At 50.7% G+C, this 1,045-nt stretch carries 2 protein-coding genes; both read right to left on the reverse strand.

Annotated features, from left to right (window positions below; translation table 11 throughout):
- The coding region (locus NLX71_RS26255; protein ID WP_254366758.1) for an IS630 family transposase at positions 1–497 on the reverse strand (497 nt) is incomplete at its 3' end.
- Positions 498–507: 10 nt separating this feature from the next.
- Entirely contained in the window at positions 508–972 is a 465-nt protein-coding gene (locus tag NLX71_RS26260) for a helix-turn-helix domain-containing protein (RefSeq protein ID WP_254366757.1), read from the reverse strand.
- Positions 973–1,045: the final 73 nt, after the last annotated feature.

A 1,045-nucleotide genomic window follows, 5' to 3' on the forward strand; every position in this document is an offset into this window, starting at 1 on the left:
GTCATCACGCTGAGTTCAATCTCTGCGATATTTAGCCAGCTACCATGCTTCGGTGTGTAATGAATCTCCAACCGTTTGGCCAAGCAACGGGCCGTTTCGGGCTCGAACGCTTGATAGAGAGAAGCGATGGAGTGGGTGTTTAAATTATCCATTACCAATTTGATTTTTGGAGCATTAGGATAATGAACGTCCAGTAATTCCCGAACTTGCTCCGCCCAGTCGATACGGGTTCGCCGTTCGCGCACCGCGACATGACGCCAACCTGCTAAAGGTTCTGTGAAGATGAAAATGCTGCAGGTCCCGTTGCGGACATACTCACGATCTTCCCGCAAGGACTTGGCGGGTTTCATCGGGATCGGTTGCCTGGTTTCATCCAGCAATTGATAAGGTTTCTCGTCCATACAAATGACCGGACAGTCGGCGTTATAAGGCAACTGATATACATCCAGCACGTCCTCCATCGCCGCGACAAACGCCGCATTCTGCTCAGGAGGGATACACCAGCATTTACGAAGGTGAGGTTTGAGTTCGTTTTTTTAAGACCTGCCTGACGCTCTCGTGAGAGATGCTGTCGATGTAATTCAGCTCTACCGCTCGATCGGCCAAAAGTTCGAGTGTCCAGCGGCTCCTGCCACTCGGAGGCGCGCTACAACTAAGTGCGATAAGTTTTGCCTCGACTTCACCAGTGACTTTTGGTGCAACCGGCGGCGTAGCTCGTTTTTTTCTTCCGATGGCGCCTTCCCAGCCTTGCTCGCCATACGCTTTTCGGACGATATATACCGTGTTCACGTGCACTTGCATCCGCTCGGCAATCTCTAACTCCTTCAAAGAACCGCCGGGTCTGTTTTCATCGGCTGCCAGCAAGAGGGCGCGTCTAATGGCTCGTGCCGAGGATTGGCCTTTGGAAATGAGGGCTCGTAAGCTTGCTTGTTCTTCCACGGTTAAACGAACGGGATTTTTGATCGGGCGCATATGTCATTCCTCTTTTTGGCATCACTATACCACATTCATCCAATCTATACTATTAGAATTGAGAGACTACTAG

Origin of the sequence: Paenibacillus sp. MZ04-78.2 (genome assembly GCF_024213375.1) — a bacterium.
In the GTDB taxonomy this organism is placed as follows: domain Bacteria; phylum Bacillota; class Bacilli; order Paenibacillales; family NBRC-103111; genus Paenibacillus_G.

Coding starts and splice junctions, on each gene's coding strand:
- NLX71_RS26260 (WP_254366757.1), bottom strand. CDS start 972: ATGCGCCCGATCAAAAATCCCGTTCGTTTAACCGTGGAAGAACAAGCA.